At 69.9% G+C, this 23748-nt stretch carries 22 protein-coding genes and 1 tRNA gene; 13 read left to right on the top strand and 10 right to left on the bottom strand.

The window, feature by feature from the left end; genetic code table 11:
- Position 1: 1 nt before the first annotated feature.
- From E1288_RS01320 to E1288_RS01300, 5 genes are read right to left on the bottom strand one after another with little or no spacing between them, the layout of a single operon-like run.
- Positions 2-1456 carry a peptidoglycan D,D-transpeptidase FtsI family protein gene (locus tag E1288_RS01320; protein ID WP_132479405.1) on the bottom strand — a complete coding sequence of 485 codons (1455 nt, stop codon included), beginning with the start codon at positions 1454-1456 and terminating at the stop codon, positions 2-4.
- Positions 1453-2862, bottom strand: coding sequence for an FtsW/RodA/SpoVE family cell cycle protein (locus E1288_RS01315; protein WP_132479404.1), 1410 nt, complete (start codon positions 2860-2862; stop codon positions 1453-1455). Before E1288_RS01315 ends, E1288_RS01320 begins: the two co-directional genes overlap by 4 nt.
- Complete coding sequence (locus E1288_RS01310) at positions 2862-4235, bottom strand: PP2C family protein-serine/threonine phosphatase (protein ID WP_132479403.1); 1374 nt, start codon at positions 4233-4235, stop codon at positions 2862-2864. The genes E1288_RS01315 and E1288_RS01310 overlap by 1 nt, the downstream gene beginning before the upstream one ends.
- Positions 4232-4696, bottom strand: coding sequence for an FHA domain-containing protein FhaB/FipA (locus E1288_RS01305; protein ID WP_132479402.1), 465 nt, complete (start codon positions 4694-4696; stop codon positions 4232-4234). The genes E1288_RS01310 and E1288_RS01305 overlap by 4 nt, the downstream gene beginning before the upstream one ends.
- Positions 4697-4741: 45 nt before the next feature.
- Positions 4742-5926, bottom strand: coding sequence for an FhaA domain-containing protein (locus E1288_RS01300; RefSeq protein WP_132479401.1), 1185 nt, complete (start codon positions 5924-5926; stop codon positions 4742-4744).
- Between the two features lie 212 nt (positions 5927-6138).
- Here E1288_RS01300 and E1288_RS01295 point away from each other — a divergent pair.
- The 6 genes from E1288_RS01295 to E1288_RS01270 all read left to right on the top strand — a co-directional run bounded on the left by E1288_RS01295 (position 6139) and on the right by E1288_RS01270 (position 11027).
- Positions 6139-6221 (top strand) — tRNA-Leu (locus E1288_RS01295).
- 628 nt (positions 6222-6849) lie between these two features.
- On the top strand, positions 6850-7296 hold the full coding sequence (locus E1288_RS01290; RefSeq protein ID WP_235883258.1) for an HD domain-containing protein: 447 nt from the start codon (positions 6850-6852) through the stop codon (positions 7294-7296).
- Between the two features lie 18 nt (positions 7297-7314).
- Positions 7315-8082 carry a 3-oxoadipate enol-lactonase gene (gene pcaD / locus E1288_RS01285; protein ID WP_132479400.1) on the top strand — a complete coding sequence of 256 codons (768 nt, stop codon included), beginning with the start codon at positions 7315-7317 and terminating at the stop codon, positions 8080-8082.
- Between the two features lie 211 nt (positions 8083-8293).
- Entirely contained in the window at positions 8294-9082 is a 789-nt protein-coding gene (locus E1288_RS01280) for an IclR family transcriptional regulator (protein WP_132479399.1), read from the top strand.
- 289 nt (positions 9083-9371) lie between these two features.
- Positions 9372-10004 (top strand): hypothetical protein, encoded by a 633-nt coding sequence (locus tag E1288_RS01275; protein WP_207954119.1) that lies wholly within the window; start codon positions 9372-9374, stop codon positions 10002-10004.
- 366 nt (positions 10005-10370) lie between these two features.
- Positions 10371-11027 carry an SDR family oxidoreductase gene (locus E1288_RS01270; protein WP_132479397.1) on the top strand — a complete coding sequence of 219 codons (657 nt, stop codon included), beginning with the start codon at positions 10371-10373 and terminating at the stop codon, positions 11025-11027.
- A gap of 59 nt (positions 11028-11086) precedes the next feature.
- Here E1288_RS01270 and E1288_RS01265 read toward each other — a convergent pair whose 3' ends face one another.
- The gene (locus E1288_RS01265; RefSeq protein ID WP_132479396.1) at positions 11087-12397 is read right to left on the bottom strand and encodes a D-arabinono-1,4-lactone oxidase; all 1311 of its coding nucleotides are present in this window, start codon (positions 12395-12397) and stop codon (positions 11087-11089) included.
- Between the two features lie 85 nt (positions 12398-12482).
- Here E1288_RS01265 and E1288_RS01260 point away from each other — a divergent pair, with 85 nt between their 5' ends.
- Complete coding sequence (locus E1288_RS01260; protein WP_132479395.1) at positions 12483-13661, top strand: amino acid deaminase/aldolase; 1179 nt, start codon at positions 12483-12485, stop codon at positions 13659-13661.
- Here the strand turns inward: E1288_RS01260 and E1288_RS01255 are convergent.
- The gene (locus E1288_RS01255; RefSeq protein WP_207954118.1) at positions 13631-14308 is read right to left on the bottom strand and encodes a TetR family transcriptional regulator; all 678 of its coding nucleotides are present in this window, start codon (positions 14306-14308) and stop codon (positions 13631-13633) included. The genes E1288_RS01260 and E1288_RS01255 overlap by 31 nt on opposite strands.
- A 433-nt stretch (positions 14309-14741) precedes the next feature.
- Here E1288_RS01255 and E1288_RS01250 point away from each other — a divergent pair, with 433 nt between their 5' ends.
- Positions 14742-18167, top strand: a complete 3426-nt coding sequence (locus tag E1288_RS01250; RefSeq protein WP_235883257.1) for an L-tyrosine/L-tryptophan isonitrile synthase family protein — start codon at positions 14742-14744, stop codon at positions 18165-18167.
- 164 nt (positions 18168-18331) lie between these two features.
- Here E1288_RS01250 and E1288_RS01245 read toward each other — a convergent pair whose 3' ends face one another.
- Complete coding sequence (locus E1288_RS01245; RefSeq protein WP_132479394.1) at positions 18332-18754, bottom strand: MarR family winged helix-turn-helix transcriptional regulator; 423 nt, start codon at positions 18752-18754, stop codon at positions 18332-18334.
- A 104-nt stretch (positions 18755-18858) separates the two neighbouring features.
- Here E1288_RS01245 and E1288_RS01240 point away from each other — a divergent pair, with 104 nt between their 5' ends.
- Entirely contained in the window at positions 18859-19254 is a 396-nt protein-coding gene (locus tag E1288_RS01240; RefSeq protein WP_132479393.1) for a RidA family protein, read from the top strand.
- A 104-nt stretch (positions 19255-19358) separates the two neighbouring features.
- Positions 19359-19661, top strand: coding sequence for a hypothetical protein (locus E1288_RS01235; protein ID WP_207954104.1), 303 nt, complete (start codon positions 19359-19361; stop codon positions 19659-19661).
- 397 nt (positions 19662-20058) lie between these two features.
- On the opposite strand, the gene E1288_RS01230 is transcribed toward E1288_RS01235, so the two are convergent.
- Together E1288_RS01230 and E1288_RS01225 are read right to left on the bottom strand one after the other, a co-directional pair.
- A complete protein-coding gene (locus tag E1288_RS01230) occupies positions 20059-20397 on the bottom strand; it encodes a hypothetical protein (protein WP_093260776.1) in 339 nt (112 codons plus the stop codon).
- A gap of 13 nt (positions 20398-20410) precedes the next feature.
- Complete coding sequence (locus E1288_RS01225; protein ID WP_132479392.1) at positions 20411-20656, bottom strand: hypothetical protein; 246 nt, start codon at positions 20654-20656, stop codon at positions 20411-20413.
- Between the two features lie 223 nt (positions 20657-20879).
- Between E1288_RS01225 and E1288_RS01220 the strand changes: the two genes are divergently transcribed.
- From E1288_RS01220 to E1288_RS01210, 3 genes are all read left to right on the top strand, one after another.
- Positions 20880-22250, top strand: a complete 1371-nt coding sequence (locus E1288_RS01220; RefSeq protein WP_132479391.1) for a helix-turn-helix domain-containing protein — start codon at positions 20880-20882, stop codon at positions 22248-22250.
- Between the two features lie 46 nt (positions 22251-22296).
- Positions 22297-23202 carry a phosphotransferase enzyme family protein gene (locus tag E1288_RS01215; protein WP_235883255.1) on the top strand — a complete coding sequence of 302 codons (906 nt, stop codon included), beginning with the start codon at positions 22297-22299 and terminating at the stop codon, positions 23200-23202.
- A 144-nt stretch (positions 23203-23346) separates the two neighbouring features.
- Entirely contained in the window at positions 23347-23649 is a 303-nt protein-coding gene (locus tag E1288_RS01210) for a hypothetical protein (RefSeq protein WP_132479389.1), read from the top strand.
- The last annotated feature ends 99 nt before the right edge of the window (positions 23650-23748 follow it).

Here is a 23748-nt window from a genome sequence, read left to right as displayed (position 1 = left end):
GTCAGCCACCCCCCTGCAGACCGGCCCGGATGACCGCGCGGCCGATCGGCGCCGCGATGGAGCCACCCGTGGCCTCGGTGCCCTCGTCGCCGCCGTTCTCGACGATCACCGCGACGGCGATGGTCGGGTTCTCCGCCGGGGCGAACGCGACGTACCAGCCGTGCGGCTGGTCCTTGGCGTCGCCGTGCTGGGCGGTACCGGTCTTCGAGGCGATCTCGACGCCGGAGATCTTGCCCTCGCCCTTGGTGTTCTTCTCCGACTGGATCATCATGTCGCGCAGCATCGCGGCGACCTGCGGGGAGACGGCGTCGCTCATCTCCTCCGGCCGGAGGGTGTCCAGCTCCGACATGTCCGGCGCGCGGGTCGCCTTCACCAGCTGCGGCTGCATCAGCTTGCCGCCGTTGGCGATCGCGGCGGCCATCATCGCGTTCTGCATCGGCGTGACGCGGACGTCGCGCTGGCCGATGCCGCTCTGGTACAGCGAGGCCGCGTCGGCCATCGGGCCGAGGTCCGACTTGGCGACGGTCATCGGGATCTGCAGGTCCTGGCCGAAGCCGAACGCGGCGGCGGTCTTGCGCATCTTGTCCGGCCCGAGCTCCCCGGCGATCTTGGCGAACGCGGTGTTGCAGGAGTGCGCCAGCGCCTTGGTCAGGGTGTTGCCCGCGCACTGCTTGCCACCGTAGTTCGGCAGCTGCGTGCTGGTCTGGGGCAGCGTGATCGACGCGGCGTCCTCCACCGTGCTGTTCGGGTTGTACCCGTTCTCCAGCGCGGCGGCCGTGGTGATCAGCTTGAACGTCGAACCGGGCGGGTAGAGCTCGGACACCGACCGGTTCGCCATCGGCCGGTCCTTGTCGGCGTCCAGCTTGTTCCACTCCGCGGCGACGGCGTTGTTGTCCACCGCGGCCAGCGGGTTCGGGTCGTAGGACGGCGCGTTGACCATCGACAGGATCTCGCCGGTCGACGGGTTCAGCGCCACCACGGAGCCCTGGAAGCCCTTCTTTGTCAGCTGCTCGTAGGCGACCTGCTGCATCGCCGGGTTGATGGTCAGCTCCACGCTGCCGCCGCGCGGCTCGCGCCCGGTGATCATGTCGGACAGCCGGCCGAACGCCATGCTGTCGTCCGTGCCGTTGAGGATCTTGTCCTCGGCGCGCTCGATGCCGTTGGAGCCGTAGTAGAACGAGTAGAACCCGGTCATCGGCGCGTACAGCGGCCCGTTCGGGTAGTTGCGCACGAACTTGAAGCGGTCGTGCTCGTTGGCGACCGAACTGGCCAGCGACTGGCCGCCGGCGGTGATCTGCCCTCGCTCCCGGGCGTACTCCTCGTACAGCGTGCGCTTGTTGAGCGCGTGCTCGCGCAGCTCGTCGGCCTGGATGACCTGCACGTACGTCGCGTTGCCCATCAGCAGCACGACCATCACCATCATCGCCAGCGCCACCCGGCGCAGCGGCTTGTTCATCGGGGACGCTCCACCAATTCGGTATGTGCCTCCGCGATCGGAGCCTGCTTGGGCTTCTGCTTCGCGGGCGCCTGCGGGCGACGCGCGGCGTCGGAGACCCGGAGGAGCAGCGCGATCAGCATGTAGTTCGCCAGCATCGACGAACCGCCCGAGGCGAGGAACGGCGCGGTGAGACCGGTCATCGGGATGAGCCCGGTGGAACCTCCGGTGACCACGAACAGCTGCAGCGCCACGGTGAACGACAGACCGCCGGCGAACAGCTTGCCGAACGAGTCGCGCACCGCCAGTGCGCTGCGCAGCCCGCGCATCATCAGCAGCAGGTACAGCATCAGCAGCGCCATCAGCCCGGTCAGACCGAGCTCCTCGGCCAGCGACGGGATGATGAAGTCGCTGAACGACAGCGGGGTCAGGTTCGGCATGCCCGAGCCCAGCCCGGAGCCGCCGATCCCGCCGTTGGCCATGCCGAAAAGGGCGGAACGCAGCTGGTCGTTCGCCGCCCCCTCGGTCAGCGGGTCCAACCAGGTGTTCACCCGGGCCTGGACGTGGTCGAACAGGTTGAAGGCGATGATGCAGCCCAGCGCGAACATCGACAGGCCCAGGAAGACCCACACCGCGCGCTCGGTGGCGATGTAGATCATCACCAGCACGATGCCGAAGAACAGCAGGGACGTGCCCAGGTCCTTCTCCAGCACGACGATGCCGATGGACAGCAGCCACGCCGCGATCACCGGAGCCAGGTCCCGCGGGCGCGGCCAGTCCACACCGAGGAACCGCTTGCCTGCCGTGGTGAACAGCTCCCGCTTCGACACCAGGAACGAGGCGAAGAACACCAGCAGCAGGAGCTTGGCGAACTCGTTCGGCTGGATGGACACGAAGCCCAGGTTGATCCACAGCTTCGCGCCGTTGGCCTCGGAGATGCTCGACGGCAGCAGGCCGGGCAGCGCCAGCAGCGCCAGCCCGACGAAACCGCAGGTGTAGCCGTACTGCGCCAGCGTCCGGTGGTCCTTGACGAACACCAGCACCAGGATGAACAGCACCACGCCCGCCGTGGTGAACACGATCTGCTTGGGCGTGTACGGGGCGCCGACCACCGGTGCCAGGTCGAGCCGGTGCAGCATCACCAGGCCCATCCCGTTGATCAGCGACACCAGCGGAAGGATCAGCGGGTCGGCGTACGGCGCCCAGCGGCGCACGCCGAAGTGCGCGGCGCCGTAGAGCGCGAGGAACGCGAACCCGTAGTAGAAGAGCTCCCGGGAGATCGTCTGCTCCTGCGCGAGCTCCACGAGGATCAGCGCGAAGGTGACGATCACCGCCGAGCAAACCAGCATGAACAGCTCGGTGCCCCGCCGAGTATCGACTCGGGGGGCCCCGCTGGCAGCTCCGGTCGTAGCGGCCGGTTGTGCCATCAACTCACCATCCGGCAGGTCACGCCCGGTTTCTGCTCCTCCGTCTGCAGCGGGGTGGCGTCCGGAGTGGACTCGGGCGGCTGGGGCTGACCCGGCGGCTGCTGAGGCGGCTGCTGCGGCGGCGTCGGGGCTTCCGGCTGCTGGCACTCCGGCAGCAACGCCGTCATCCGGAGCCGCCGCATCGCCTCACGGGCCTCCTGCAGCCCGTTGACCTCGGTGATGCCGTTGCGGACGTCCGGCCGCTGGGCCTCCTGCAGGTCGGTCACCTTGATCGGCGTGCAGTCCTGCGCCGAGTCCGCCGGGCAGGACGTCTCGACCTGCCAGTTCAGCGAAACGCCGAGCATGCTGCCCTGCACGCCTTGGTAGATCACCACCTCGTCGGCGCGGTTCGCACCGATGTAGTACTGGTTGAGCACCCACCAACGCCCGACCAGTGCGATTGCGGCCAACACGATGAGCACGCCGCACGTCACCAACAGCGAACGCAGCCAGCGGCGCTTGCGCGGCCGCTCCGCCGGAGGTGAGGTGGGCTCGAAACGCTGCGGCTGCGGCCGCGGCATGGTCACCGCGGATGCGCGCGCCGCCGACGAATCGGGTTGCGGATGCTCATCGCCATTTCCCGCCGCGCCCCCGACGATCGGGGCGTCGTCGCCGAACTCGACGTCGACGACGTCGGCGATGATCACGGTCACGTTGTCCGGACCACCGCCCTTGAGGGCGAGCTCGATCATCCGGTCCGCGCATTGCTGCGGGTCCGGGATGCGCAGCGCCTCCGCCATCGTCTCGGTGCTCACCGGCCCGGTCAGGCCGTCCGAGCAGAGCAGGTAGCGGTCGCCGGCGCGGGCTTCCCGGATCGCCAGGCTCGGTTCCACCTCGTGGCCGGTCAACGCGTGCAGCAGCAGCGAGCGCTGCGGGTGGTTGGCGGCCTCCTCCTCGGTGATCCGGCCTTCGTCGATCAGCGACTGCACGAAGGTGTCGTCGTGGGTTATCTGGGTCAGCTCGCCGCCACGGACCAGATAGGCCCGGGAGTCGCCGATGTGCACCAGACCCAGCTTGCTGCCTGCGAACAGCACAGCGGTGAGCGTGGTGCCCATCCCCTCCAGGTCCGGGTCGTTGGCCACCAGCTCGGCGATCGCACCGTTGCCGGCCAGCACCGCACCGCGGAGCTGCCCGAGCAGGTCGTCGCTGGGCTCGTCGTCGTCCAACGGCGCCAACGCCGCGATGACGACCTTGCTGGCGACCTCACCGGCGGCATGTCCACCCATGCCGTCCGCGAGGGCGAGTAGTCGTGGGCCGGCATAGACCGAGTCCTGGTTGTTGGAGCGCACCAGGCCGCGGTCGCTGCGGGCTGCGTAGTGAAGGACGAGGGTCATGAGCGCAGCTCGATCACCGTCTTGCCGATTCTGATCGGAACGCCGAGCGGGACCTTGGTCGGCCCCGTGACCTTCGCCCGATCGAGGTATGTGCCGTTAGTGGAGCCTAGATCCTCCACGTACCAATCGGAGCCTCGAAGCGACAATCTCGCGTGTCGTGTCGACGCGTAGTCGTCGTCGAGGACCAACGTGGAGTCGTCGGCGCGACCGATCAGGATCGGCCGGCCGTCCAGGGAGATGCGGGTGCCGGCCAGAGCGCCGTGCGTCACCACCATCTGGCGGGGCGCCTTGCTCTTGCCCCGGGCCTGCTTGCCCGGGAGCCGACTCGCACCTGGAATCGGGACCCGCATCCCGGACGCCGAGTAGAGATCCGAGCGAACCACGCGAAGCGCAGCCAGCACGAACAACCAGAGCAGGGCGAGAAACCCTGCTCTGGTCAGCTGAATCACCAGCTCTGGCACTTGTTGTGAACGCTCCTACTCGTGTCCGGACGCGGATTTCCGCGCTCAGGCCTGCTGAGCCCGGAAGACCAGGGACGAGTGGCCCACCCTGATCACGTCGCCGTCTGCCAACTGCCAAGTCTGCACCGGCGTGCCGTTCACCGTGGTGCCATTCGTCGAACCGAGATCGGCCAACATCGCGCTCTGGCCGTCCCAGGTGATCTCGATGTGCTTGCGCGACACACCGGTGTCCGGCAGGCGGAACTGGCCCTCCTGGCCCCGGCCGATGATGTTCGAGCCGTGCTGCAGCGTGTACGAGCGGTTCGAACCGTCGTCGAGGTGCAGCGTCGCGGTCATCTGCCCGCGCGGGCCACCCGCGGCGAAACCGCCGCTCTGCGGGAAGGCGCCGCCGGGCTGCTGGCCGTAGCCGCCCTGGTCCGGGAAGCCGCCGGACTGCGGGTACGCCCCACCCGGCTGCTGGCCGTAGCCCTGGTCGAAACCGGGCTGGCCGTAGCCCTGGTCGTAGCCCTGCTGCGGCTGCTGGCCGTAACCCTGGTCGTAGCCCTGAGGCTGCTGGCCGTAGCCCTGGTCATAGCCGCCGGGCTGGCCGTAGCCCTGGTCGTAACCCTGCTGCGGCTGCTGGCCGTAGCCGCCCTGGTCGTAACCGGGCTGCGGCTGCTGGCCGTAACCCTGGTCGTAGCCGGGCTGCTGCGGCTGCTGCTGGCCGTAGCCGTAGTTGGGGTCTTGGCCTTGGCCGTAACCCTGGTCGTAGCCGTACTGCCCCTGCTGGTTGTACGGATCTCCCTGGGGGTAGTGGCCTGGTGGCTGGCTCATGGGTCGGTCTCCTGCGGTACGCGGTTGTGCCGGCCGTCGAGTCACGTCGGGGTCGACGGTCGAGCTGATTCGAAACTGTCCCGTGTGCAGCGTCTCAGAGCGCTCCAGGGAGACTACGACGTCACCATATGTGTCCCACCCCTGCTCGGTGAGATGCTCCTGAACGCAGTCGGCGAGGAGGTCGGTCACCCGGGCCTCATCGCCGGTGAGCCGATCGTGGTCGGACGGGCTCAGTTGCACCACGTAGTGGTTGCAAGCGAGCAGCCGTCCCCCGGCAAGCTCCCGGACCTGCAGCTCGGCTTCCCGCTGCAGAGCCTGGGCGACCTCCTGAGGGACGACCTTTCCGCCGAACACGCGCGCAAAGCCGTTACCGACGATGCCTTCGAGTCGGCGCTCAAAGCGCTGCACGAGGCCCACGGCAAAATCCCTTCACGCGTACGACTCCTGGCGACCATCGTATCTGGGCCAACGGGTCAAGACACCGCCCTGTTCCCAACTCGTCCAACCCCCCGCCGAACCCCCTCGTCAGCCCGTGCTAATCTTCTTCTCGCCAACAGGGCAGCGGGAAGCGAAAGCGACCCCGGTGCCAAGGCCCGGAAGAGAGCAAGGTAAGCTTCCAGGCAAGCCACGGGCGAGTGGCGGAATGGCAGACGCGCACGGTTCAGGTCCGTGTGTCCGAAAGGACGTGAGGGTTCAACTCCCTCCTCGCCCACGTAAGAGGCCCTCCCGGCTCATGCTTCGCCGGGAGGGCCTCTTCCTATATCTATACGGAGGCCGAGCCCCCGTAGGCCCCCACGGTGCGGTGGGCGCTTTTCGTGCTGCTCCTCACCTCTCGAGCGTTCCCGGCCTGTTCAGCGACCAGCCTGTGGGGTACGTCGCTTCTTCCTTCTGCTCCTCCCTGTTCCTGCTGTCACTTCTTCCTTCTGTCTTTTGCCTGGTCGCTGCTTCTCTTCGTCGGTTCTCCGCGGCTTGGCCTGGCCTCTCGGTCTTCCGTTCTCCGTGGCTTGGGGCCTCGGTTCTTCGGGCCTCGGGCGGCGTGGTGGCTGGTTTGTGGCTCTTCTTTCTTTTCTTGGGGTTCTGCCGTTGTTGCTGGTTGGGGGTCGTGCGTGTTTTGGGTTGCTATGGCGCCCCAAAGTGCTCACGACCCCCGTGACCAGCAGGAACCTCGGGTGCTTCGCTCAGGGTGTGGCGAAGGTCGCTTTTCCCGCTCGTTGTTGGGTTTTAGTTGAGCTGGGCCGCCTTCTGCGCGTGGTTTGGGGGGTTTGGGGCTTTGGGGTCGGGTTCTTCTTCAGCGGACAGCGAACAGGTTTCTTCTTCGCGCTCGGTTGTACGGTTTCGGTGTGATTGGTCCGGTTCTGGGGCTCGATGAGGTCGCTTCCATCGCCGCTCGCGCTCATCTCGGCCAGGTCGACAAGGCCGGGCGGCCCTACGTCGAGCACCTGGCCGCCGTCGCTTCCGGGGTTCGGGAGCGGGGCGGCAGCGATGCGCAGGTCGCTGCCGCCTGGTTGCACGACGCCGTCGAGGACGACGCCCTCTCCGAGGAGTGGCTGCTGGCCGCCGCGCTGCCGCCCGAGACCAAGGCGATCGTGCTGGCTGTGACGAAGCGGCCCGATGAGGATCCCGCCGACTACGCCGCCCGGATCTTGGGAACTCCTGGAGCGTTGCTGGTGAAGGAGGCCGATCTGGCGCACAACGCCGATCCCGCGCGGTTGGCCGTGCTGGACGCGGTGACGCGGGAGCGGCTTGAACGGAAGTACGCGCGGATGCGGGCGCTGCTTGGGTTGTGAGCTGACAGGGGGACTTCCGTGACTCGGTGGGAACGACTCGGCCTTCAGTGGCGGGAGACCGGACAGCCCGACGCTCCCGTTCTCGTGCTGTCCAACGCTCTCGGCTGCACCTGGGAGATGTGGGATCCGCAGCTCGACGCGCTCAACGGCGCGTACCGCGTGGTTCGGTACAACCAGCGCGGGCACGGCGAATCCCCGGTGCTGCCCGGCCCCTACACGCTGGCCGAGCTCGGTGCGGACGTTCTCGCGCTGCTCGACCACCTGGCGGTGCCGCGGGCTTCGTTCATGGGTTCCTCGCTCGGCGGGATGGTCGGGTTGTGGCTGGGCGCGCACGCCGGCGACCGCATCGAGGCGTTGACCATCTGCTGTAGCTCCGCCTGGCTGGGGCAGGAGCAGGTCGAGCTCGACCGGGCCGCCGCCGCCCGCGAGCACGGCACCAACGAGCTGGTCTCGCCGACCATCGAGCGTTGGTTCACCCCGCACTTCCGCGAGTGCCATGCCGAAACCGCCATCTACTCCGCGATGATCGCCAGCATCGACGACGAGGCGTACGCGCTGTGCTCGGAGCTGACCGGCCGCGTTGATCTGCGCGCCGACCTGCCCGCCATCACCGCGCCGACGCTGGTCGTCGCCGGGGCCGAAGATCCCGTCACGCCGCCGGAGCACAGCGCCGCGATCGCCGCCGGGATCGGTGCCAACGCCCGGCTGGAAGTGCTGCCGCACGCCGCGCACCTGGCCAACGTCGAACAGGCCGAGGCGTTCACCGCCCTGCTCGGCCTCGCCTGATGGCCGCTCCGATACCTCGCCGGTGCGCGGTAAAACAGATCTTGGCGACAGCCTCGGACTGTGCTGGGCTTTGCGCATCGTCGGGGTCGACACTGGAGGCGGGCACGTGCATGTCCTCGCAGCGGCACAGCCGCTCAGCCCGCCCTCGCAGCTTGCTCCGCTACCGGCACCGCTACGCAGAACAGTTCAAGCACCTGCACGGGAGGAAGTCATGGCGGGCAACAGCCGGGATCCTGGCCGGTCGGTCACGGCTCGGGCGCTCAGCGTCCTCACCGCCTTCGACATCGACCACACCCGGCTCACCCTCACCGCCATCGCCCGGCGTGCGGAGATCCCGCTGGCCACGGCGCACCGGCTGGTCCGCGAGCTGGAGATGTGGGGCGCGCTGGAACGCGACGGCGACGGCCGCTACGCGATAGGGCTGCGGCTGTGGGAGATCGGGCTGCTGGCGCCGGTGAACAGCCGGCTCCGCGAGATAGCCCTGCCGTACATGCAGGAGCTGTGCCAGAACACCCACGACAACGTCCACCTCGCGGTCCGCGACGGGCTGGAGGTCGTCTACGTCGAGAAGCTCACCACGCCGCGGGCCGTGCCGATCATCTCGCGCAGCGGCGGTCGGCTGCCGCTGCACTCGACCGGCGTCGGCAAGGTGCTGCTCGCCCATGCGCCGAGCGCGGTGATGCACCAGTACTGCGAACGCGGGCTGTCCCGTTACACCGCTTACACCATCACCGAGCCCGGTCGGCTGGGGCGCGAGCTGCAGACCGTGCGAAGCCGGGGATTCGCGCAGGCCAACGAGGAGATGACGCTCGGGAACTGCTCCGTCGCGGTCCCGGTGCACGACGCGGGCGGCACGGTCGTCGCGGCGCTCGGCGTGGTGGCGCACAGCGTCCGCGCGGAGGTTTCGAAGCTGGTCAAGCCGCTGCTGCCAGCCGCGGAGGGCATCCGCCAGCGGCTCGTCGAGCAGGATCGGATCAACCTCGACCTGCTGTCGCACTGACCGCCCCACCGGTGGTCGTTTTGCGGGACCGGCCGAATTCGGCTTGGGTGGTCGCGGAAAACCCGATTGGCAGGTGCCGTACCGGCATCACCTGAATGGCGGCATCGCTGGGCTGAAGTCCTGATGTCATTCGTCGACCAGTCACCGACCGATGCCCGCCGCCGGTCGCAGGGACCCCGTTGAGCAGCGCAAAACCCGCTCCGAGCTGTTTAAGTCGGCAGTGGCCCCGTTGTCGGAGGCCGCGGAGTGCAAGCGCAGTGCCTGAGGGAGGCGGAACGCCGTGACCGGAATGCCGGGACGTGCCTGGACCGAGGACGAGCTCCGAGCCTGCTCGACGACGCAGCTTCGGTCCCCGCTGGGGCTCGCCGCTTCCATGGGCCGGCTCGCCCAGCGGTCGGTGGACACGTTGGGTTGGGCGGGCAGCGTGCTGCCGCCCGTGAAGCTGCTCGGGCGGCAGATCATCGCGACCGCCGAGCTGCTCCCCGACGCGCACGCCGAACGCCTGTGCTTCGGCAGCGGGCCGGTGCTGGACCGCGCCGAGATCGCCACCTGGGTGTGGCCGGAGATGGACGGGCGCGTGCCGCCGCCCGCGGCCCGGGTTACCGGCGTCCTCGCCCCGGCCCGGCACTGGCGCAGCGCCCTGACCGCCGCGGTGCCGTTCGCCCGGTTCGCCAGCGCCGCCATCGTGGTGCCGCGCAACGTCGCGGTGGCCCCGGACTTCGCCTCGACCTGCCTGATCCGCGCCCGCCAGTTCGGCATCGCGGTGCTCAGCGCGGACGGCGACGACGTGCAGGTGGAGCTGGACGGGCGATGCTTCGACGACGCCCCGCCGGTCGAGCACACCGCGGTGTCCCGCTGGGTGAACGAGGTCGTCTACCAGCAGCTGCTCGCGACGGAGGCCCCCGCCCCGTCGCGCCGCTGAACCCCGAAGCCAGCCCCTGGGGTCGGGTCGTGAGTGCGTAGCGCAATCGGGCGCGCCACCCGGCTGCGCACTCACGACCGACGGGGCGAGTTGTCCACAGCCTGTGGTGAGTTGTCCACAGGCTGTGGAAAGCCTGTTTCCAAACTCACCTTGCGTGGCGGTGCGGGTGGCGGAACCTCAGGCGCCTTCTCGCTGTGGGATCCCCGACATCATGAATGACCAATTCACCACGTCGGGGCTGTCCTCGCGAGAAGACCCCTGAGAACCCGCGGCGGTGCCGGTTGCGTAGGTGGGCTAAGCGGCTGCGCCGCTTCAAAGACGAAGACAGCCCTGCTCGGCCCCGCCGGGTGGCTTACGTTGGGCGGCATGCGAATCGTTATTGCCGGGGCGCACGGGAAGATCGCGCGGCACCTGGGGGCGATGCTCGTCGAGCGCGGTGACGCCGTGCTCGGGCTGATCCGCAACCCCGACCACGCCGACGACCTCCGCGCCGATGGGGTGCAGCCGCAGCTGGCCGATCTGGAGCGGCTCGACGCCGATGCGCTCGCCGCTCTGCTGTCCGATGTGGACGCCGCGGTGTTCGCCGCCGGGGCCGGTCCGGGCAGCGGCGCGTCGCGGAAGGACACCGTGGACCGCGCGGCCTCCGAGCTGCTGGCGGACGCCTGCGAGCGGGCCGGAGTTCGCCGATTCCTGCAGGTCAGCTCGATGGGGACGACGCGCCCGAACCCGCCGGACGTGGACCCGGTGTTCGGTGCGTACCTGGACGCCAAGCGCGCGGCGGAGCAGGACCTCCGGCCGAGATTGCTGGACTGGACGATCCTGCGGCCGGGCCGGCTGACCGACGACCCACCCACCGGGCGCGTCGCGCTGGCGGCATCGGTTGACCGGGCCGAGGTGACCCGCGCGGACGTCGCCGCGGTGCTGCTCGCCCTGCTCGACCAGCCCGCCGCGGCGAGGCGTGCCCTGGAGCTCGTCAACGGCGAGACACCGATCCCCGAGGCCGTCCGCGCGGCCCTCCGCTGACCCGTCGACCGCAATTTCAATGGAAATCGGACCTCTGATTTCCATTGAAATTGCGCGAGTTATCCACAGGCGCCGAGGACCCGGTCCAGGTAGGGGTTCCGGAAGACCCCGGTGGGGTCGACCTCGGCGCGCACCCGGCGGAAGTCGTCGAACCGCGGGTAGCGCTCGCGCAGCGCCGCGGCGTCGAGGCGGTGCATCTTGCCCCAGTGCGGCCGTCCACCGTGCGCACCGGCGATGTCCTCGAACGCGTCGAACCAGCGCCGGTGCGGCATGCCCCGGAACTGGTGGATCGCGATGTAGGCAGACGGCCGCTGGTACGCGGTCGACAGCCACACGTCGTCGGCGGCCGCGACCCGCACCTCCACCGGGAACATCACCGGATCGTCGAGCCGGCCGACCGCGGCCCGCAGCTCCTGGAGCACGTCGCGCAGCGCCTCCTGCGGCACGGCGTACTCGGATTCGACGAACCGGACGTTGCGCTGCGTCGTGAAGACCCGGTGCGAGCTGTCGCTGTAGGAACGCGCGGACCAGGTCGCGGCGCAGAACCGGTTGAGCGGCCGCACCGATGCGGGCACCGCGCGCCCCAGCCGGCAGACCGCGCCGAACAGCCGGTTCTCCAGCACCTCGTACTCCAGGAAGTGCCGGAGCGGGTGCAGCGGCCGCGGCGATTGCCCGGCGGGCAGCCGGTTGTTCCGCTTGACCAGCGTGTTCGAGGCGTGCGGGAACCAGTAGAACTCGACGTGGTCGTTGTCGGCGGCGAGCTGGTCGAAGCCGTCCAGCACGTCGTCCAGCCGCGCCGGTCGCTCGTCGGCGGCCAGCGAGAACGTCGGCACGCAGCGCAGCGTCACGGTCGTGATCACGCCGAGCGCGCCGAGCCCGAGCCGGGCGGCGGCGAACAGCTCCGGGTTCTCCGCGGCCGAGCAGCGTTTCTCGGTGCCGTCGGCGAGCAGCAGTTCCAGCTCTTCGACCTGGGTCGCCAGGCCGCCGAGCCCGGCGCCGGTGCCGTGGGTGCCGGTCGAGATGGCGCCCGCGATGGTCTGCCGGTCGATGTCGCCGAGGTTCGCCATCGCCAGGCCGAGCCCGTCGAGCTCGGCGTTGAGGCGGTGCAGCGGCGTGCCGGCGCGCACCTTGACCAGCCCGGTGTGCGGATCGGCGTGCACGATCCCGGACCAGTGCGAAAGGTCCAGGGCGCAGCCGGTGTCCGGCGAGCCGATGCCGGAGAACGAGTGGCCGGTCCCCAGCGGCCGGACGGTGCCGCCGCCGCGGGCCGCGTCGCGGATCGCCGCCGCGGCCTCGTCGGTGTCGCGCGGCGCCACCAGGGCGCTTGGGGTGGCGGTGGCAGTGCCCGCCCAGTTGGTCCAACGCTGCATCGCCAACCCTCCTTCGGGTGCCGTCGCGGAGAAATTATGTGAAAAAGATTCACATAACAAGAGTTTTCGGCCTACTGTTGTCCGCGTGCGCCGGTTCGACGAGATCACCAGCGAGCTCGACCCCCCGTTCGCGGTGGTCGACCTCGACGCGTTCGACCACAACGCCGCCGACCTGGTGCGGCGGGCCGCCGGGCGGCCGATCCGGGTGGCGACGAAGTCGGTGCGCTGCCGCGAGCTCCTGCACCGGGTGCTGCAGGTCCCGGGCTACGCCGGGCTGATGTGCTACAGCCTCGCCGAGGCGATCTGGCTGCACCGCGAAGGACTCAGCGACGACATCCTCGTCGCCTACCCGACCGTCGACCGCTCGGCGCTGCGCGACCTCGCGGCCGACCCGGCCGCCGCCGCGTCGATCTCGCTCATGGTCGACTCCGTCGACCACCTCGACCTCATCGACGCCGCGCTCGGCCTCGACCGGCCCGCCATCCGGCTCTGCCTGGAGGTCGACGCGGCCTGGCGGCCGCTGCCCGGCCTGCACGTCGGCACCCGGCGCTCCCCGGTGCACACCGTCGCGCAGGCTCGCCGGCTCGCCGAATCCGTGTTGCGCCGCAAGGGTTTTCGCCTGGTCGGGCTGATGGCGTACGAGGGCCAGATCGCGGGGCTCGGCGACGCGCCGAACGGCAAGCCGATGAAGGCCGCCGCGCTGCGCTGGATGCAGCGCCGGTCGGCCGCCGAGCTCGCCGAACGCCGCGCCGCCGTGGTGCGCGCGGTGCAGGCGTTGACCCCGCTGGAGTTCGTCAACGGCGGTGGCACCGGCAGCCTGGAGGGCACCGCAGCGGAACGAGCCGTCACCGAGGTCGCCGCCGGCTCCGGGCTGATCGGCCCGACGCTGTTCGACGGCTACCGCTCCTTCCGCCCGCGGCCCGCGGTGTTCTACGCGTTGCCGGTCGTGCACCGCCCCGCCTCGCGGATCGCGACGTTGTTCGGCGGTGGCTACCTCGCTTCCGGGCCCGTCGGGGCCGACCGGGTGCCCGTGCCGCACTCGCCGGGCGGCCTGCGGCTGCTCGCGACCGAGGGCGCCGGCGAGGTGCAGACGCCCGTGGTCGGGGCGGCGGCCGGGCGGCTCCGGCTCGGCGACCGGGTGTGGTTCCGGCACGCGAAGGCGGGCGAGCCCGCCGAGCGGTTCGCGTACTACCACCTGGTGGCGGCCGACCGGCTGACCGCCACCGTGCCGACCTACCGCGGCGAAGGCAGATCCTTCGGCTGATCCTCGGGCATCCGGTTGGACAGGTAGCCGCGCACCAGTTCCTTCGCCTCCGCGACGAGCGTCGGCTCGCCGGCGGGATCACGCCGGAAAGCCAGGTGCAGCACCGCATCCGCTGCCTCGACCGCGACCGCCAGCGGCAGCAGCAGGTCCGCCGGATCGAGCCGGAACTCCTCGGCGATCAGCCCGGTCAGCTTCTCCGCGATCACCGCGTTGTTGTCCTTGCTCGGATCCAGCAGCCGGAGGTCCACCACGTCGCCGAAGTGCAGCCGGCTGAACGCCGGGACCTCCCGGTGCATCGTCAGGTAGACGTCGAAGACGGCGTCCACCGCGTCCCACCAGTGCGCCAGCTCCAGCTGGTCGAACCGGGCGGACACGGTGCGCACGAAGCGGTCCAGGTTGCGCAGCGTGAGTTCCTGGACCACGGCGCGCTTGTCGGGGAAGAACTGGTAGAGCGAGCCGACCGCGACGCCCGCCCGTTCGGCGATGAGCGTGGTGGTTAAACCGTCATAGCCCACCTCGTCGATCAGCTCGGCGCAGGCCGAGAGCATCTTCTCCACACGTTGTGCGCTGCGTTGCTGGACCGGCTTCCGGCGCAACGGGGCTACTTCGGCAGGCAAGGCGACTCCTTGATCATGTTCACTGACCATCTTGCCGACCACGACCATGATTTCTCTTTCAGGGGAGCCCTGGGGGAGATGGTGCCGAGTTCGACTCGGCGGTCTGGTTCACCGGCTGGTTCCGGGGATTTCTCCCGGTGCCGGCGATGTCCACAGTTTCCCGGCCCACGGGCGGTCGTGCGCTCCGGACATGCCGGGGACGGTATCAGTCGTTCGGGTGGTTTCTTTGTTGATGGCTTGACCAGACCCTGTCGGTTGGTCATCGGGTGCTTTCTGGGCAGTTCTCTGACCTGCGGATCTTGTCGCGTTACACCGTTGGCATATGCAGTGAGTCATGTTGTCAGCGCACAAGGTCGCTATCTAGTGTGATCCGAGCCGTCATTCTCAGTGACAGAAAGGTCATCGTGGGTTACTGCCCGGCCGCCCCTCGTTTTCCCGCCGTTCCACATGCTCTGCTTGCCAGGTGGACATCGACTGGGGGAAGAACCTGGTGCGGTGGCACACCTGCCGCCGGTACCCGTGCCTGTTCGGCTGCCACGCGCGCGACGCGCACCGCAGCCCCGTGACCGCGCGACTGACCCCGGAGCTCGCCGCACCGGCGAGCCCGCCCGCCACGGCCGCGGACGTGCCGCCCGGGCTGTGGCACCCGTTGACCGTCCCGGCCGCGAACGACCTGCTCTCCGCCGGTGGCTACGGCCTGCGGGTCGAGCGCTCCGCCGGGGGATCGCTGCAGCTCAGCGGCGCCGGGGCTGGGGCGGGGCTGCCGCTGGGACACGATCCGAACTGGTCCGATCTCTACCGCGCGCTGGTCCGGCTGCGCCGCACCCGCCGGGTGTTCGACCCGGCGTGGCTGCACCGGCTGACCCGGTCGCTGGCCGCGGACCGCGACACCGGCGGGTCGGTGCCGCTGCCCGCCGACCGCGCGGACCTGCTGCCCTCGACCCGGCGTCAGCTCGCCGAGGACTGCTTCGCCGCGGTGCTCGGTCCCAACCGCAGCGTGCCGTTCCCCGCCGAGCGGATCACCGTCAGCGGGCCGGAGCGCACCGTGCAGCTGCAGGCCGCCGGTCCCCGCGAGCGCGCCCTGCGCCAACTGCGCGGCTGGGAGCGGCTGTCGTCCATTGTGGAATCCGACCCCGACCTGCGGATGCACTGCGCCACCCAGCCGGTGCCCGCGGTCGTGGTGGACACCGGCACCGGCTCGGCGATGCGGGTCAGCGCGGCCGACCTGGCCACGCTGCTGCAACCGGTGAACGACGGCACCCCGGGCCTGCTGCGCGTGGTGCTGGACAACCGCTTCGAGCGGCGCGAGGACGAACTCGAGTACTTCCTGGAGCACTTCGTCCGCCCGCTGCTGCGCACCTTCCGGCTGGCCCTGGACGTGCACGGGATCGGGCTGTTCGCCCTGGGCGGCGGCGGAATCGCCTTCGAGCTCTCACCGGAGCTGCAGGCCACCGGCCGGATCGTGGTGACCGACTACCTGCGGGTGAGCCACGAGCCGACCCGCGCCGAGGTGTCGTCGGGAGCGCGTGCACTGGTGGAGACCCTCGACGAGCTCAGCGCCGGGTTCAGCCGCCTCGAATCCGCGCGGCGGGAGAGCCGGGTGCGGCGGGCCGTCGACCGGGTGATCGCCGAGGAACTGCGCTTCCTGGGGCCGCGCACCGCTGAGCTGCTCTCCGGCGAACAGCCGCTGCAGTGCTACGTCCACACCGTGCCCGAAGCGCAGGACGAGGTGCTGAACTCGGTGCTGGACCGGGTCCAGCAGCGCACCCGCCGGCGCCGCTGGGACGACCGGTTGCCGCAGCCCGCGGTCGTGATCGACGTCGACCTGTGCGGGCTCGTGCCGCTGCAGCGGATCCTGGACGCCGCCCGCTCGGTTTCGGGGCCTCGGCCGGGCGCGCCGGACGGAATCCTGGAGCTGGCCGGCCCCGGCACGCTGCCGGTGCTGCCGACCCACGCGGCCGCCACCTGGCACAACTTCGTGTCCCTCAGCGGGCTGCGCGAGCGCTACCCGTCCGTCGACTGGGAAGAGGTGCGCGCCGACTTCACCCGCTCGTTCCTGGCCCGGCCGCGGGAGAAGCTGCGCACCGACAGCGTGAACGCCGGGCTGGCCCGGTTCGTCTGGGACGTGCAGGACGCCGGCGGGCGGGTGGTGTTCTGCACCGGTCGGCGCGAGCGGTTCCGCGAGCACACCGAAGAAGTGCTGGCCACCGCCGGGGTGCCGGACGCGATGCTGCTGTGCCTGTCCGAGGACGGCGGCCGCCCGCGCACGGAGCTGAAGGTGGAGAAGCTCCGCGAGCTCGGCGACGTCGACGTGGTGGCGGTCTTCGACGACGAGCTGGCGAACCGCATCGCCGTGACCAAGGAGTTCGGCGGGGCAATTCCGGTCGCCGTCGAGATCCCCGGCCTGGCCGCCGAACGCCTCCCGGCGCAGCCGGTGGCCGACGCCGCCGCGGTGATCGCCACCTTCGAGACCACGCCGCGCCCCGGCGCGCGCAGCGGTCAGCGGCTGTCCAACACGCACTCGCTGGAAGAACTGCAGATCGGCGCGTTGCGCAAGAACCGCCAGGCGCGGCGCTGGGCCGTACACCTGACCGAACAGGAATCACTGTCCATCGTGGATTCGGTGGTGGCCGACGCGGACCGGGCGGCGGCGCGGACCGGGCGCAGCGCGGTCGCGAAGTTCGGCATCGACGAGCGCAGCGAACCCGAGCAGGTGCTAGCGGCGCTGCACCACGTGTTCACCCGCAAGCAGTTCATCAAGGGCTCTCGCGCCAACTACCAACCCGCCGACCTGCGGCGCGACGCCGAACCGTTCGTGCGGCGCGGCGAGCCCATCGAGGTGGTGCTGCTCGGCTTCCCGGTCAAGCAGTGCCTGAACCGGCTCAAGGCCGGCGGCCCGCTGCCGGACTTCGCCGAACTCGGTGCCATGGCGCGGCTTCGGGAGCTCCAACAGGCGGTCAGCGCGGTGCACCGGCCCGGCCTGCACTTCAACATCCTCACCGACGGCAGGCACTTCCGGAGCCGCCCGCACGCGATCACCGACGCGTACCAGAAGAAGCTGCGCGAATACGTCGACCTGGTCGGCATCGGCGACCGGACCAGCGTCGAGGAGATCGACGCGGTCGCCGAGCAGCGGCTCGGCTTACCCGGGCTGAAGGCCGAGCACGCGTCGCGGGTAGCCCGCTACCGCCGGTTGCTCGCGGAGTCGCTGCGGTCCTTCGACATCACCGACAACCCGCTGCGGACCCTGGAGCTCGTGCACCTGCGCACCGCCGAGATGGGCGAGTTCGCGCCGCACGTCATCGGGCTGTTCCGGGAAATCCTGATGTCTCTGGTGTATTCGGTGCCGGTCGTGGTGCCCGCGGGCACGGACCGGCTGGAGTGGTCCACGGCGGTCTACGCGGACATCTACAACGTGACCGACCAGACCGTGTCGGCCGAGGTGCGCCAGGCGCGCTGCGCGGTGCTGCGCCGGGCTTGGCACACGGTGCTCCGCTACATGGCGACGATGCAGGTCGACGAGGAGTTCGGCTACGAGCGGATGTTCCCGAACCGGGTGCGGCTGACGCTCAGCGCGGTCCGCAAGGGCTGCCTCGGGTTCACCTACCTCGGCGGCTCCGGCCTGCTGCCCTGGCAGGGCACCGGGGTGCTCGACGACCGCGGCAACGTGGCGGTGGACTTCGCGATCTCGCTGCTGGACCAGGGCTTCGTGCCGGTGTACTCGCCGCTGCTCGGCCCCCGCCAGCCGTGGCTGATGGTCCCGTCCCAGCGAACCCACCTGACGGGCGCGATCGGTGCGGCGGTCCCGGCCCCGAGGGGATCGCGGACCCCGCCGGGGATCCGGCTCGACCCGGACTTCGCGGCTCGGGCCCGCCTCCGCCGGAAGTAGTCCGGAAGTACCCGGACGTCGATTGTGGACGGTTCGGATGCGTCGAGCGTCCACCGGAATCGGCGCGCTACTCGTCCGAGTCGGGAAGTCTGCTGACCCGTGTGCACTTCTTGTCGCCATAGCAGCAAAAAGTGCGCACGGGTCATTTCGCCGAACGGAACGGTCTACCCGCGGAGTGCCTTGACGGTGGTGGCCAGGTCGGGGTCGGCGGCGGCGCGGTCCAGCGCGGCGGCCAGCGCCGCCAGGTAGGTGGGCTGGGCCGCCGCGTGCAGTTCGCGCCCGGCTTCGGTGATGACGCTGTAGACGCCGCGGCGGTCGGCCGGGCAGTGGTCGCGAACCGTGAGACCGGCGGATTCCAGCCTGGCGACCAGGCGGCTCGCCGAACTCTGGTTCAGCCCGACGGCGTCGGCGAGCTCTTGCATCCGCAGCTCGCCCTGGTCCGCGCCGGCCAGGTGGCACAGCGCCCGGTACTCCGACAGGCCCAGCCGGTGCTTGCGCTGCATGGCCTTGGCCAGCTCGCTCTCCACCCGGCCGGACAACGTGACGACCCGGCTCCACAGCTGATCGTCCGCGGCGGGCTTGGTCATCGGGTCTCCTGGTGTCGCGGTGGTCGTGGTTGACATCAAAGTACATGAATGCTCAAGATGTGCATGTACATACAAATACTGGGCATGAAACTTGGAGGACGGCCATGACCGCCACCGACATCGAGCGCATCGCCACTGTTCCCGACTGGTACGAGCCGTACCGGATCTCGCAGGCGATCAAGGCCGGTGGGTTCATCCACGTCTCCGGCCAGGCGGGCATCGACGAAAACGGCCGCACCGTCGGCGATGACTTCAAGACCCAGGGCAGGCAGGCGTTCGCCAACATCGAGCGGGTGCTCGCCGCGGCCGGGGCCACCCTCGCCGACGTCGTTAAGGTGACCATCCTCGTCCGGGACATGGCCGCGAACCTGCCGGCGGTCATCGAGCTGCGCGAAGAATTCCTCGCCGAGCCGTTCCCCGCCGACACGCTGCTGGAAGTGTCCTCGCTGGCCCGACCGGACTGGCAGATCGAGATCGACGCGATCGCTCTCGCCCGCTGACCGCACCGGAACTCCAGGAGCCACCCATCACCACGATCGAGACCACCGGTCCGCTGCTGCAGCCGTACCGCGGCGCGCGCCTGAGCCTGCCGAACCGGATCGCGATGGCCCACATCGTGGAACGCGGGAACTACCCGGCGCTGGCGGATCTGCGACCTCGGTGGCAGGGAACGCTGATCGCGAACTTCAACGGCCCCGAACCGACCACGCGGCAAGCCGGGGAACGCGTCCTGCGATCCGGTCTCGCCGACGTGATGTCCTACGGCCGGTTGTTCATCAGCAACCCCGACCTGCCGGTCAGGTTCGCAGGCGGCCACCCGCTCGCACCGGTGGACGCCGACCGCATCTACGGCGGCGGCGAGCGGGGCTACACCGACTACCCGGCAGTCGGGGCCCGCCTCCGCTGAGAGACCCGTGCGTACTTCTTGTCGCCATAGCAGCAAGAAGTGCACACGGGTCGGTCATGCGGACATGGAAAGGCCCTGGGCTCGGTCGGGGAATCGAGCTCCAGGGCCTTTCCAGACTCCGGGGCCGTCCGGGGAAACGGCGTGACCGGAGTGGTTGGAGTTCCGCGGACCGGCACCGGTCGGGGGGAGGGGAGTGCGTCAGCACCGGCCCGCGGAAATCTGGGTGACCGCGCTGGCGTGCCAGCCGGTCCGATGTGGAGTTTTCGCGGCGGCGGCCGATGATCGAGTGGTCGAGGTCGGGGAAACACGACCAGCCGCTCATCGACCGCCGCCTGGCGGTTTCTCGGTGACCCGGGTCGGGGAGGAGGTAGTGCTGTCCGGGGCCGAGTCCGCCGGCTTACGGCACCGGCGCGGCCGGGCGCAGAGCGTGCGCCGGGCGCTGGTGCCGTGCGGGACGGGGTGCCAGGGCTCCTGCCACCAGGTGCTCATAAGCCGTGCGCCACACCGAGCACGGTGCTTTCTGCGGGCGCCAGCGGCTCGAGCACTCCGGGCAGTTGCCCTTTTCGTCGGCATCGTGCGCGGTGAGCAGCGTCCGCCACCCCTCCGTGAGCCGGGGGAGTTCGGAACGCGCAACGGAGAGCAGGGAAGGGGCGTCCGCGCGGTTCGCGAGCTCGGTCAACACGTCGAGCCGCTCTCGCACCGCACTTCGCAGCACCTGACCCAGGATCTCATCCACCGAAACGTCACCGTCACTTTCTCGCCTGCACAGCGGCATCCCGCAACGCGACCGACAACTGGCCGAGGCCGTTGGCCGACAGCGCCGCGGAGTGGCCGGGCGGTCCGACGAGCACCACCCTGTCCCGGTTGACCAGCACGTCCAGGAAGCGGTGCGAGTTCGCCACGTCTCGGCAGTCCACTCGCCACCACCGGCGGCTGTCCGCGGGGGCCGAGGGGAAGCCGGCCGACCGGCCGTTCCCACCCTGTGCTTCCCGCATCTCGCGTCACCGTTCCCGTTCGTGCTCGGTTGCCTGTGGTGACTAGATTGGAACGGACCGGGGCGTCGCGCCTAGGGCGCAGGCGATAACCGGGCCAACGGCAACGACGAGCGGTCGGTGGACTTCACCGCTGCCGATCACCTCTACCGATACGCGCTTCACCGGGATGCAGCAGTGCCCTTACTCTGCGACCAACGCCCGAGCAGAGCGTCAGGGGGTCTAAATGAACATCATCGGTTCTGGCGGCTCTCCCGTTACACCCGACGTTTGGAACGAGCGGGAAATGCGGGATGCACTGGCCCGGCGGGACGTCAGTGAGATCTACCGGCAGCTTCGCCGGCACGGCGTTTCGCAGCGACAGATTGCAGCCTCGACGGGGCAGTCGCAATCCGAGGTGTCCGAGATCCTCAAGGGGCGGCAGGTCATGGCTTATGACGTGCTCGCCCGGATCGCAGACGGGCTGGGTATCCCGCGGGGCTACATGGGCCTCGCGTACGACGGGGCGACCGCGATGCGGGTCGCGAAGGCGACCAACGCCCCCGACGCTGAGGAGGACGAGTCGGTGAAGCGCAGGAAGTTCCTGTCCCACGCCGCGGCGGTGACGATGGGCGCCGCGGTCTTCGGCACCGAAACCAGTTCCTGGTTGCCGGCCAACGCCCAGACCCCGGCGCCGACCCGGATCGGCATGACCGACGTGCAGCAGATCCACGCCGCCACCAAGGCCTTGCGCGACCTCGACTACCGCTACGGCGGCGGAACCTGCCGGGACGCCGTGGTGGCCCAGCTGTCCTGGGCGCAGCAGCTGCTCGAGTCCAGCGCCGCCGAACCCGTGCGCAAGCAGCTCTTCGTGGCGCTGGCGGACATGCACAGCCTGGCCGGCTGGACCTCGTTCGACGTGGGCCTGCTCGACCCCGCCCGCGGCCACTTCGGCAAGGCGCTGGAGTTCGCGAAGCAGGCCGAGGACGACGGCCTGGTGGCCAGCGTGCTGTACCGGATGGGCCGCGTCTACCTGCACTACGAGGAGCCCAACGAGGCGCTGAAGCTGTTCCAGCTTGGCCAGATCGCCGCGCAGGACTCCGGTTCCGCGCTGACCGTGGCCGTGCTGTGCGCCAACGAGGCCTGGGCCTACGGCATGCTGAACAAGCCGGACCAGGTGCAGAAGATGGTCGGCCGCACCAAGGACGAGTTCGCCCGCGCCCGCGCCGACGAGGCGCCCGACTGGGTGCGCTTCTTCACCGAGAACGACCTGCACGGCATGATCGGCTCCGCGCACGACGCGCTGTCGGTGTTCGACCCCAAGAAGCACGCGTCGATAGCCGTCGCCGAGACCATCAAGTGCAACGAGGCCTACGGCGCGGACATGGCGCGCACCCACGTTTTCGGCCTGAGCCTGCAGGCCACCAACCACATCCGGGCCGGCGACCTGCAGGAGGGCGTCAAGGTCGGACGGCGGGCGCTGGAGCACGGCGAGCGGGTCAAGTCCCAGCGCGTCGCCGACCGGCTCAAGCCGCTGGAGCTCGAAGCGAGCAAGCACCGGATGAACTCCGACGTCCGCGACCTGTTCGAGGCCGTCCGGCGGTTCCGCCGGGTGTGAGCTCGGCGCGCCGGGGCAGCGGTGCCGTCGGTCCGAAACGATGAGCATGAAGACACAACCACTGGAACAGGGTCGGTGCATCCCGCCGGAGCTGGAGCTGGCACTGACCGAGATCTGCGCCGCCGTCGGCCTCGACCCGACCGGCGCGCGATTGCTCCGAATCGTCAACAACGGGGTTTTCCTGCTTCGGGACCAGCGCGTGGTCGTCCGCGTAGTGCTTTCCCCGTCGTTCACCTATCGAGCCTTCAACGCCGTGGAGGCCGCGCGCTGGCTGGCCGCGCACGGGGTTCCCGCCGTGCGCCTGCTGCCGGGACTTGAGCAGCCGGTCCAGGTGGGCGAACACCTGGCGACCTTCTGGGAGTACGTGCCCGAGACCGGGCCGATGCCCGGCGGCGCCGACCTCGGCGAGCTGTTGCGCCAGATGCACTCGAAGCCGCCGTCCCCGACGTTCCTGGACTGGCAGCCGATGGCGGATATCCGTCGTCGGCTGACCGACGCGGTGGACATCGATCCGGCCGATCACCGGTTTCTCGCGCAGCGCTGCGACGTGTTGGAAGAGCGCCTGGCGGGGCTGCGGTTCCCGCTGGCGCGCAGCGTCATCCACGCGGACGCGCACCTCGGCAACGTGATCGGCGGCGCGGACGGGCCGCTGCTGTGCGACCTGGATTCGCTGTGCATGGGCCCGCCGGAGTGGGATCTGACGCCGATCGCGGTGGGGCGGCTGCGGATGGGGCACCCGCCGGGCTGGCACGACGACCTGGCCAGGGCCTACGGCTTCGACATCACGCGCTGGGACGGCTTTGCCGTGCTGCGCGAACTGCGCGAGCTGAAGATCACCACCGGGGTGCTCCCGATCCTGCGCAGCAATCCCGGGGTTCGCGAGCAACTGCACCAGCGGCTGCGCACGATCAGGGACGGAGATCTCTTCACGCAATGGGTGCCGTACAGCTGATCCGGTCGATTGCTAGGCCGAACGGGCGATGTTGGGTCGATCGCCGCGTTCGTTGGGCAATTTCTGCTGACGAGCGTCCGGCGGAAGGGGTAAACCATACGGGCGAACTGCTGCATCGGTGCGTTGCTACGGGACGGGCTGTCGATGAGGATCGCGAAGTTCTTGCCGCGGATGCCGCGTTGGCGCCGTGCGCACGCGTTGCGCGCTGCGCAGGTGCTCGACGAAGTGGTGGACAGCCAGGCCGGTTCGCTGCCCCGGTTGCCCGAAGACCTCCGGCGTCGGCACGCCGATCACCTCGCGGAGCTCGTCCTGCTGGCCCAGGCCTACCGCCATTACGCCGCGGGCTGGATCACCCGGCAGGAGCTGGAGCGCTGCGGCCGGATCGCGGTGCAGCGGCTGGAAGGCGACTGCTGCGTCCCGCTCGTGCAACTCGCCGATGGTGAATGACCACTCGGCGACGGGCGCGTCATCGGCGGTCCCGTCGGGTGTCTGCGCGCCGACGCGCCGGTTGAACTGGTGCTTCGACGATCGGCATGGGCCGGTTCG

The organism is Saccharopolyspora elongata (assembly GCF_004348985.1).
In the GTDB taxonomy this organism is placed as follows: domain Bacteria; phylum Actinomycetota; class Actinomycetes; order Mycobacteriales; family Pseudonocardiaceae; genus Saccharopolyspora; species Saccharopolyspora elongata.
Note: the sequence above shows the minus strand (reverse complement) of the source record. Positions and strands in the feature narration are given on the sequence as shown.

Excerpts from the sequence above, each read along its gene's own strand:
- E1288_RS01320 (WP_132479405.1), bottom strand. The coding sequence starts at position 1,456 with ATGAACAAGCCGCTGCGCCGGGTGGCGCTGGCGATGATGGTGATGGTC.
- E1288_RS01315 (WP_132479404.1), bottom strand. The coding sequence starts at position 2,862 with ATGGCACAACCGGCCGCTACGACCGGAGCTGCCAGCGGGGCCCCCCGA.
- E1288_RS01310 (WP_132479403.1), bottom strand. The coding sequence starts at position 4,235 with ATGACCCTCGTCCTTCACTACGCAGCCCGCAGCGACCGCGGCCTGGTG.
- E1288_RS01280 (WP_132479399.1), top strand. The coding sequence starts at position 8,294 with ATGGCGGGCAACAGCCGGGATCCTGGCCGGTCGGTCACGGCTCGGGCG.
- E1288_RS01275 (WP_207954119.1), top strand. The coding sequence starts at position 9,372 with ATGCCGGGACGTGCCTGGACCGAGGACGAGCTCCGAGCCTGCTCGACG.
- E1288_RS01270 (WP_132479397.1), top strand. The coding sequence starts at position 10,371 with ATGCGAATCGTTATTGCCGGGGCGCACGGGAAGATCGCGCGGCACCTG.
- E1288_RS01265 (WP_132479396.1), bottom strand. The coding sequence starts at position 12,397 with ATGCAGCGTTGGACCAACTGGGCGGGCACTGCCACCGCCACCCCAAGC.
- E1288_RS01255 (WP_207954118.1), bottom strand. The coding sequence starts at position 14,308 with ATGGTCAGTGAACATGATCAAGGAGTCGCCTTGCCTGCCGAAGTAGCC.
- E1288_RS01245 (WP_132479394.1), bottom strand. The coding sequence starts at position 18,754 with ATGACCAAGCCCGCCGCGGACGATCAGCTGTGGAGCCGGGTCGTCACG.
- E1288_RS01240 (WP_132479393.1), top strand. The coding sequence starts at position 18,859 with ATGACCGCCACCGACATCGAGCGCATCGCCACTGTTCCCGACTGGTAC.
- E1288_RS01235 (WP_207954104.1), top strand. The coding sequence starts at position 19,359 with ATGGCCCACATCGTGGAACGCGGGAACTACCCGGCGCTGGCGGATCTG.
- E1288_RS01225 (WP_132479392.1), bottom strand. The coding sequence starts at position 20,656 with ATGCGGGAAGCACAGGGTGGGAACGGCCGGTCGGCCGGCTTCCCCTCG.
- E1288_RS01220 (WP_132479391.1), top strand. The coding sequence starts at position 20,880 with ATGAACATCATCGGTTCTGGCGGCTCTCCCGTTACACCCGACGTTTGG.
- E1288_RS01215 (WP_235883255.1), top strand. The coding sequence starts at position 22,297 with ATGAAGACACAACCACTGGAACAGGGTCGGTGCATCCCGCCGGAGCTG.
- E1288_RS01210 (WP_132479389.1), top strand. The coding sequence starts at position 23,347 with ATGAGGATCGCGAAGTTCTTGCCGCGGATGCCGCGTTGGCGCCGTGCG.